Genomic DNA, 8,943 nt, shown 5'->3' with positions numbered 1-8,943 from the left:
GGTCAGGGGGGCGGTGTCGAGGCTGGGGTAGTGCTGGCGCAGGGCGTGGGCGAGGCGCCGCACGTCGTCGGCGCCGGCGCCCGGCGCGGCGAGGCGCAGCCAGATGTGCTGCCCGCCGGTGGGCCCGGACCGGGTGCGCAGGTGCGGAACACCGAGTTCCGCCAGGTGCGCGGCCAGCCGGTCGGCATCGGCGCGAGCGACCTCGGGGCCGTGGCGCCCGCTGTCGAGGTCGAACGCCAGCAGGCGGTAGCGATGGTCGGCGCCGGCCAGGTAGAGCGCCCACGGAAATCCGGGCGCCTGGGCGGGCATGGCCATCGTGGTGGCGTACGTGTGGGTGCGATCCGGGTCGATCCGCACCCGGGCACGCGGCGACCAGCGGCGCGTGCACACGTCGAAAAGGTGACGATTCGGTGAGGTGTCACCGGTGAGAGTGGCGACACGCGCAGCGATCGTTGGCTCTGATTCAGGGCGCGATGTACCCTGAGACCTGTCCGGCAAGACAGTCCCTTCGGGGAAAGCAGTACGAGAGCCGAGTTTGGCCGCTTGGCTCTCACCAACTTTGAGGACCCTCAGCCCCGCACGGCTGGGGGTTTTCTCATGTGGTCTGCGTTTTGCTTATGAAGTTGCTGAAGCCACTCGTGAGCTACGCAGACATACGAACCTCCTCCTCGCGGTGGCGCTGAAGCTCGCGGACGAGTAGATGGTGGCCGGTGGTCACTGCAAGCAGGTCCGCGACGTACTGGCTGATCGATTCGACCCCAGCAGCTCGGCGACCCTCCTCGAGGGCTTCGTAGACTTCGTCCGGGACGCGGGTGACCACGCGGGTACGGGCACCCTTGCTAGCCATTCCCACTGCAGTTCTCCCTCCACCGTTCAACCTGTGCCAACATGGCCGGTCGGCCCGAGCCGAGGCGATGCCTTGACCATCTTGTGACAGGTGAGGCGTAAAGCATGTCCGACACGCCCACGCCTCGACCGCCAACGCGGATTCTTTCATACTATTCGCTCATTCTTTGCCTTTGTTTAGCGATGCCTGGCGAGAGTATGGCTTGCGTTATGCTCCGGAGGTTCCGCCATCTGGCAGGGGAGGCCTGAAGGGGAGGTAGCGAGTGCTGAGACGCGGGGGCGATCGACGCGAACGGATCGCGCAGATCCTCGATCGGGTGCCCCTCGAGCCGCCGTGGACGGTCGCGGAGTTCCTCAGCTGGCTGGAAGAGGACACCGGGAAGGCGGTGGAGTTGGAGCCGTGGCCGGGCCTGTCGACGGATCTGCAGACCCGATGCGGGCTGCTCTTCGGTGGCCCGACGCGGTACGTCATCCGCTATGACCCGGCTCGCTCGGTTCGCCATCAGCGTCAGCAGATCTTTCACGAGGTCGGCCATGTGCTCGGTCAGCACCCGGGAGAGCCGTTCCGCCCGACGGAAAGTGCCCTGACCGAGGGGCTGAGCTTGGAGGGAATCGAGTACATGATGCGGCGTTCGACCTTCGACTCTCCGACCGAGGCGGAAGCCGAATTGCTCGGCACGCACCTGGCGGTGCTCAGTCGCGGCCCGATCGACCTGGACAGTCACGGTGATCTGCATCGAATCGCCGGCGTCTTCGCCCCGCTGCGATGAGCGCTCTGCTGCATCAGGAGGCCACCTCCGCGCTGCCGGAGTGGGCAAGCATCCCCATGATGGGCTTCCTCGCCCTGGTCATCGTGGCCCGGGCTCTTTTCGTCTCCGAACGCCAACTCGACCAGCAGATCACCTGGTTGTTGGTGTGGTGGCTGGGCGCCTCACTGCTCCGAGACCGTGCGGTACAGACCGTTCTGCTGGGGGCCACACCCCTGACCCTGTCGGACATTCGCCTACTCACTCACGGCTTCGCCATGCTCGGGGCGGCCGCGATCTTCCTCATCGTCCTGGCCTACCGCAAGGTGCGGAAGATTCCGCGGCGCACGATCGTCGGGTGCTACGCCCTGATCGTGGGGTGGATGCTGGTGATGGCCTGGATCAGCGCGCCGGCCCGCTCCGCCGGTGTCGCCATCGAGGAGCTGCGCTCGGTGCGGACCGTGACGTACATGGCGATCTACGCGGCCCAGATGCCGCTGGCGGTGGCCGCGGTGGCGTACGCGTGCCTGCGCATCCTCCGCGACGGTGAGCAGAACCGGTCCACTCGGCTGTGGGCAGGACTGATCCTGGGCACCGGCGGCGTGTCGGCCTTCGATCATCTGACACGATTCGCCAACGCCGTGTTGATGTCCGCGGAGGTGACCAACGGGTTCACCGACTGGCGCAGCCAGTCCAACGATGTGCTCTTCTTGCCGACCGCGTGCGTGTTGGCGGCTGTCGTCGCCGCTCCGGTGTTCGCGGCGGTCCGGGCGAAACTGCGCAACGATCCGTCGTCGGTGGCCGTGCTGACGTTGACGCCGATGTGGCAGGACCTGTCGACCGCGTTGCCGGCCATGTCGATCGAATCGACGGGGCTGCTGCCGAACAGTGTCGATCGCGAGCACCGGATGCGGATCGAGTGCGAGGACGCGGTGTTCACCCTCCTGCCGTACATGACCGAGCAGGAGCGGCGGGACGAGGCCACCCCGGCGCAGCGGTGCGCCGCGATCGTCAACGCGCTCGAGCGACGCAGAGCCGGGGCGGCGGAATCCCGCGTGACCACGCCACGGTGGCTCGCCGACGAAGACGAACTGCTGCGCATCGCGCAAGCATGGACCAAACGCCCGGCCGACGCCGTGAGCGTATGACAAGGGGAAGGAACGGCTAGTGCCGAACACGACGATTCCGCATCCGCCGCGGCGGGTGCCGTTCATCGGCGATGTCCTGGGAATGTCCAAGGAGAAACCGAACCAGACCACGTTGCAGCGGTTCGAGGAGCTCGGGCCGATCTACCGGCGCTCCATTCTCGGGACGGACCTGACCTTCGTCGGCTCCGCGGAGCTCGCCGCGCAGGTCTTCGACGACACGGTGTGGGAGAAGTACGTCGGCCGGCCTCTCGAACGGCTGCGACCGCTGGTGGCGGACGGGCTCTTCACCGCCTACAACGGGGAATCGAGCTGGGCCCGAGCACACGAAGTCCTCATGCCCGGCTTCACCAAGGAGGCGATGGTCTCCTACCACGATGTGATGGTCGAGGTCGTCGACGAGCTGGGCAAGGACCTCGCCGGCACGGACGCACACGTACCGGTCGTGGACGAGATGGGCAAGCTCACCCTCGAGGTGATCGGTCGCTGTGGCTTCGGCTACTCGTTCGATTCGTTCGGCGGCAGCGAGCATCCCTTCGTGGCCGCGATGAGCCGAGCACTGACCTTCGCGCAGAACAGTGCGATCCCGGTGCCCTTCGTCGGTAAGTTCCTGCAGCGCAAGGACGAGAAACAGAACGAGCTCGACCATGCCTTGCTGGTCGAGACCGTGGACGAGGTGATTGCGGCCCGGCAGCGGTCGGGCGAGCGCCGGAGTGATCTGTTGGACCGGATGCTGCATCCGGACGACGGTGCCGCGCTCGATCCGGAGAATATCCGCAATCAGGTGCTGACCTTCCTCGTGGCCGGCCACGAGACCTCCGTTAACGCCCTGAGCTTCGCGCTGCACTTCATCGCCCAAGACCCGGCGGTGGCCTCCCGGATGCGCGAGGAGGCTCGCGGGATCCTCGGCGACGGCTCCGTCCGGTACGAGGACGTGCCGCGGTTGCGCTACACGCGCCAGGTGATCAACGAAGCACTGCGGCTGTGGCCCACGGCTCCGGGCTTCTTCCGCTCCGCCAAAAAGGACACCCGGGTGGGCGGGCACGAGTTCACGGCCGGGGAATGGGTGTTCGTGCTGCTACTGGCGGTACAACGCGATCCGGCCTGGGGTTCCGACGCCGACCGGTTCAACCCGGATCGCTTCGCACCCGAGCACAACCGTGCTCGGGCACCGGAGCTGTTCAAACCGTTCGGCACCGGCATCCGCTCGTGCATCGGCCGGCAGTTCGCCTTACACGAGATGACCCTGGCCCTGGCGACCCTGGTGCTGCGGTTCGACATCACCCCCGAACCCGGCTATGCGCTCGAGGTGGAAGAAACTCTGACGTTGCGCCCGAAGGGCCTTCGTCTGCGCTTCACGCCTGTCTGAGTCCGCCAGTCTGCGGCGTCATCCGCTCGATTTCCGCGATAAGTCGCTCGAGGTCTTCGCGCGTCAGGCTGGTGGCACGCGCAGCGAAGTGGTGCAGCCCGCGGTCCCGGATGGTGATCCACAGCCGCAACCGTTGATCGATGTCGATATCCCGGCCACCGCTCAGTCGCAGGTAGTCGCGGTCGACTTTGAAGGCGTCGCACAGCGCGTCGGTGACGGTGACCGGTAACGAGGTCCGCTCACCGGAGCGGACCTCTTCGAGCAGTTCCACCGGGACCGGCTCGCCGATGCGCTGTCCGACGATGGTGGCCACCGCCTGCAACGTCAACTCGGGTTCGTTGCGGTGGTGGTAGAACGCGAGAAGCCGTTCGAGCTTCTGCCCGAGGGACGGGGCCAGGTAGTTCACGGACGGTCCTCCTTCTGCGCTTTGCTCCACTGTGTGACGAACGCGTGCTCGGTCGCTTCATCGATCTCCCCGGCCCGACCCGTCAGCCACCGCAGGTACAGCAGCTCGTGGGCGTCCTCGACAGACGGGGGCTCGGGAGTGCGATTGAGGTAGTCCCCGATCAGCATCTCCACCACCGGATCACCTCGCACCGGTGAGTCCGGCGCCGACTTGCGTTCGAGCTGGGCGATCAACCATGCCCGCAGGATGCGATCGACCAACAAGTCGAAATCGGCGTTGATCCGACCCAGTTCGGCGACCAGTTCCCGGTCCTCGATCGTCCCCGCCAACTTCTCGTACCGCTTCGCGATGTCGGACAACTCGTTGACCACGGTCAGCGAGAGGGTCACCGAGTCCGCAGCGGCGTTGACCGCACCAGGAGTCGAGCGCCGTACGGACGGGACCTCCTCCAAGGCAGTGGGATCCCCGCCGGCGAAGGCCCTCGCCGCAGATCCCTCGGTCCACTGCAGACCGGTGTCGAGGCGTCGCAGAGTACGGGCGCTCGGGGAAGCGATGGCGCCTTTTTCTATCTTGCCCGTAGTCACGTCGGACGGCCCGCCGGCTTGTTGCAGCTGGTCGAGAGTCAAGCCAAGCAGGCGCCTCCGCTCGGCAACTATTCGCGCAAAACGCGCCCGCTCGTTTGTCATCGCATCGACCTTACCGGCCAATGTCTGAATCAGACGCCTTCGGTACCTCGAAAGAGCTGGGGCTTTGCGACGCTCTGCTTCAACCGTCACCGCCACCCCCTCCACTAAAGTTGCATAGTTTTTTGCTTTTCTTTCGAGCTTTTCGAGTATATGCTTTGCCAAAAATTTGCGAACAGGGGTTTTGCGCCGGTCCCCAGCCGGGGCGGCCACTGTCTCGGAGGACCGGGTCCCGAAGGGCTGTGCGCACTCACAGCAGTGCAGCGCCCTGTGGTGTACCGGCTTTGGGGTGCAGGGCTTCCGCACAAGCTCGGCACCCCAGAGCCGGAACAGCGGGGGTGATCACTACGGGTCTTGAGGACCGACTGCTTGAGGGATGGAGAGAGATGAAGGGTTGGGGGACGCGGACTGTGGCCACCGCCGTCACCACGGCTGCGGTCATGGCTGGTGTGGGTGGTCTGGTCCCGGTGCACGCGCAGACGAATTGGCTCGACGGGCTCATCGACGGGTGCCCGGATCTGTACGTGCTCGGGATGCAGGGCACCACGGAGTCCTCACCCGATGCGCCGGTGAAGGTCGACACCGGGATGCTGTCGAACATCATGGGGCCGATGCTCGACCAGGCTCGTGAGCTCGGAGCGAGCGTCGATCGGGCCTATGTCCCGTATCCAGGATCGTTCGGTGGCCTGACCCCCGGTGGTAGCCGGTCGTACGTCGAGTCGGTCACCGAGGGGGAGGAAAACCTGTCCCTGGCGGCGAAGAAGGTGCTCGAGCAGTGTCCGTCGGCCAAGATCGCCGTGGTCGGCTTCTCCCAGGGCGCTCATGCGGCCTCGAACTTCCTGCGGTCGGTCGGCAAGGGCACCGGAGCGGTGCCGACCGGCTCGATCGCTGCCGGTGCGCTGTTCGGCGCGCCGACCCGCAGCCCCGGCTCCGGCCTGTTCCCCGGCACCTCGCAGAGCGACCCGTCGCCGGTTCCCGGCACCACGGGCGAGACGGTGAAGGCGCTGTCGTCGGTGGCGTTCACCGCCCCGGAAGGCGGCGGCATCGGCCCCGTCGCCGATCTGACCACGGACTACGGCACCCTTTCGGGTCGGGTCTCGTCCTGGTGCCAGACCGGTGATCTGGCGTGCGACGCCCCGGCGAACGCGCCGATCGTGCGGGCGGTGGTCAACGTCGCCGGGCAGGTCGAGGTCGGCGGTGATCCGTTCGTCGCCGTCGCCACGGTCGGCCGGGCACTGGCCTCGACGGCGTTCACCACCGCCGTCGATGTGGTCAACGAGGACATTGCGGCTCCGAAGAACGCCCTCGAGGCGGTGTCGATCCAGCCGAAGAAGACCATCTCGCAGCGTCTGGCGGAAGCGTCCGATCCGCGGGCGACGCCTCCGACCGGGCAGGAAGTGACCGCGGCGTTGATGAAGGTCGGTCTGATCGGCCTCAACGCGGCTGTCACGGTCGCCAAGAAGGTGCTCACCCCGGAGACGATCGCGGCGGTCGCGGCGGTCGGGCTGGCCAATCCGGCCGCGGCGTTCGGGGTGCTCGCCGCCAAGACGGTCGGTGTGCTGCCCGAGCTGGTTCCGCCGGCGACCTCGCAACGCCTCGTGCGCCAGGCGTTCCAGGTCGTGCAGAACGAGGTCAAGGCCAACCGCGATGCCTTCGATCTGGTGGCGATGACGACGGTGCGCAACGTCGCCGCCGAGCACGGCTCCTACGGGTCGGTCCCGGCCACCGCCAGTGGGCAGGCCCCGACACGATTCGTCGCGTCCTGGCTCGCTGCGGCGGCAGCCGACCTCGACGCCGCCGCCTCCTCGGCGTCGTCCACGTCCACGACCACGACCACGGCGAAGACGGTGACCTCGACGACGCCGGTCCCGACAACCACCACGATTCGGCCGACAAGCACCACCGAGACCACGTCGAGCACGCCGTCACAAACAGTGACCTCCACCACCGCGGCACCGGCTGTGACCACGACGCATGTGGTCGATGCGGGACCGACGGTGCTCGAGCAGGGCGGCGTCTCGGCCGCACTCAACTGATTCCACGCCCCGACACACACGAGAGAGAAGCGATCATGAGCACACATCGCAGGGCTTCGCGGATCGCCAAGGCGAGCGTCGTGCCCGCCACGGCCGCAGCGATCGTGGCAGCAGGGTCGGGGCTGGCCTCGGCCGCTCCGGTCGAGCTGCCCTCGCAGGGCGGGGTGACCACCCCGGCCCCGTCCACCCAGGGCGGCACCACCAGCGCCCCGAAGCCGGCCCCGGCTCCTCCGGCCAAGCAGATCTACTGGACCCCGCCTCCGGCGCAGCAGCGTCAGTACGCGCCGCTGCCGGACTACAACTACGACACGAACCGTTACGAGCGGCAGTCCGCCCCGCCGCCGATCGACCCGATGACGCTGCGGGCGCCGCAGCCGGTCACCCCGGAGCCGATCTACATCGCTCCGCCGGAGAAGATCATGGTCGGCGATGTCCACTTCAACCAGCCGAACTGGGTCACCGACGACGACCGGGAGCGCACCAACAACACCGCCGGTCTGATCCGCTCCGAGGTCGCCACCTTCTACACCTCGGTCGGCGTGGATGCCAGCCGTGCCGATCGGGTCGCTGCTGCGCAGATCGGTGCGACGGTGGCCGGTGCTGCAGCGGGCGCTGCGGCCGGGGCGGTTCCCGGCGCGCTGATCGGCGGCACCCTCGGCGGTATCGCCGGGGCGGCGGCCGGTGGTGTGGTGCCGCTGCCGATCCCGGTGCTGCCCGCGGTGACCACCGGCGTGGCCGGGACCGCGGCAGGCGCAGCGATCGGCGCTGCGGTCGGCGCGGTCCCCGGCGCGGTGGTCGGCGGGGTGGCCGGTCTGGCGGCCGGAACCGCCTTCGGTGCCGGGGACGACGAGGGCCAGCCCATCGAGGTGCAGCTGCCGGATGTGCACCAGGACGCGCTCACCGAGCAGGCCGATGCCACGGTCGAGCAGTGGCGCTCCTCCGGTCCGGTCGGGCAGGCCGCGGCCGACGCCGTGCGCAGCGTCGTGACCACCGCTCCGCAGGTCGATTCGCAGGTCCGCGAGTGGGTGAAGGTCCAGCCCGGTGGCGAAGGTGTCGTCGCGGGAGCGGACACCGTGCTGACCACGTTCTTCGACGGTTCGCTCGGCACTGCCGCCGAGATGATCTCGACCGCGGCCGCGGACGGCATCAACCCGGCCTGACCTGCCCGAACATCTCGCCGGTGGGGGCGGGTAGCTCCGCCCCCACCACCCGACGACGGAGGACACATTGTCGACCGGCAATCGAGGACAACTCTTCCCGGACGTGACCGAGCGGTACGGGCCGGAGCCGACTGCGAGCGACGAACGAGAGACCGGATCGGTGCGCATTCCGATCCCGGACGAGACCCTCGACGCCGCGGGGGTGCCGGCATCGGACCTCCACCCGGTCGATGCGGCCTGCGTCCCCGACCAGCCTGCTACCGACGACGAGTCGGTCATCCAGACCGACCTCGAACCGATCGTCGCTGCCGAACCCGCAGCCGAGATCTACCCGGCCCCGGTCCATCCTGCCGATCACTCAGCCCACGGCCCTGCCGGATACGACGATCAGAACCCGGCCGACGACGAGCACGGCGGGGCCGGATACGGCGATACGGCGACCGAGGTCGACCCCTATGCAGGCGCCCCGGAGTGGGTCCGCGCCCACCTTCCCCGTGGCCCGCTGATGATCCCCGAACGCACCCGTGGGGGATTGAAGTCCGCGATCGACCG

Annotated in this window: 8 protein-coding genes and 2 pseudogenes; 6 read left to right on the top strand and 4 right to left on the bottom strand. The window is 67.9% G+C overall.

Annotated elements, in window-relative coordinates; genetic code table 11:
* A pseudogene (locus M1M07_RS31310) lies at positions 1–357 on the bottom strand (hypothetical protein); the annotation flags it as partial.
* 286 nt (positions 358–643) lie between these two features.
* Positions 644–847, bottom strand: coding sequence for a hypothetical protein (locus tag M1M07_RS31305; protein ID WP_029547261.1), 204 nt, complete (start codon positions 845–847; stop codon positions 644–646).
* 262 nt (positions 848–1,109) lie between these two features.
* Between M1M07_RS31305 and M1M07_RS31300 the strand changes: the two genes are divergently transcribed.
* Genes M1M07_RS31300 through M1M07_RS31290 form a run of 3 tightly spaced genes read left to right on the top strand, consistent with a single transcriptional unit; the run spans position 1,110 to position 4,106 of the window.
* Positions 1,110–1,616, top strand: a complete 507-nt coding sequence (locus M1M07_RS31300) for a hypothetical protein (protein WP_029547260.1) — start codon at positions 1,110–1,112, stop codon at positions 1,614–1,616.
* Positions 1,613–2,740 (top strand): DUF6545 domain-containing protein, encoded by a 1,128-nt coding sequence (locus M1M07_RS31295; protein ID WP_248676644.1) that lies wholly within the window; start codon positions 1,613–1,615, stop codon positions 2,738–2,740. The genes M1M07_RS31300 and M1M07_RS31295 overlap by 4 nt, the downstream gene beginning before the upstream one ends.
* Before the next feature lie 19 nt (positions 2,741–2,759).
* Positions 2,760–4,106 (top strand): cytochrome P450, encoded by a 1,347-nt coding sequence (locus M1M07_RS31290; RefSeq protein ID WP_248676643.1) that lies wholly within the window; start codon positions 2,760–2,762, stop codon positions 4,104–4,106.
* Here the strand turns inward: M1M07_RS31290 and M1M07_RS31285 are convergent.
* Together M1M07_RS31285 and M1M07_RS31280 are read right to left on the bottom strand one after the other, a co-directional pair.
* Entirely contained in the window at positions 4,093–4,512 is a 420-nt protein-coding gene (locus M1M07_RS31285; protein ID WP_006933563.1) for a hypothetical protein, read from the bottom strand. The genes M1M07_RS31290 and M1M07_RS31285 overlap by 14 nt on opposite strands.
* Positions 4,509–5,288 carry a helix-turn-helix domain-containing protein gene (locus tag M1M07_RS31280; protein ID WP_248676642.1) on the bottom strand — a complete coding sequence of 260 codons (780 nt, stop codon included), beginning with the start codon at positions 5,286–5,288 and terminating at the stop codon, positions 4,509–4,511. Before M1M07_RS31280 ends, M1M07_RS31285 begins: the two co-directional genes overlap by 4 nt.
* A 347-nt stretch (positions 5,289–5,635) precedes the next feature.
* On the opposite strand from M1M07_RS31280, the gene M1M07_RS31275 reads away from it, so the two are divergent.
* The 3 genes and pseudogenes from M1M07_RS31275 to M1M07_RS31265 all read left to right on the top strand — a co-directional run.
* Positions 5,636–7,231: a cutinase family protein gene (locus tag M1M07_RS31275; protein ID WP_248676645.1), complete on the top strand. Its 1,596-nt coding sequence runs from the start codon at positions 5,636–5,638 to the stop codon at positions 7,229–7,231.
* Positions 7,232–7,266: 35 nt separating this feature from the next.
* On the top strand, positions 7,267–8,391 hold the full coding sequence (locus M1M07_RS31270) for an insoluble domain protein (RefSeq protein ID WP_248676641.1): 1,125 nt from the start codon (positions 7,267–7,269) through the stop codon (positions 8,389–8,391).
* Between the two features lie 103 nt (positions 8,392–8,494).
* Positions 8,495–8,943 (top strand): annotated as a pseudogene (locus M1M07_RS31265) (hypothetical protein); the annotation flags it as partial.

This window comes from Rhodococcus sp. HM1 (assembly GCF_023218075.1).
Lineage (GTDB): Bacteria > Actinomycetota > Actinomycetes > Mycobacteriales > Mycobacteriaceae > Rhodococcus.
The sequence above is the reverse complement of the archived record's forward strand: the minus strand, read 5'-3'. Positions and strand labels throughout refer to the sequence as shown.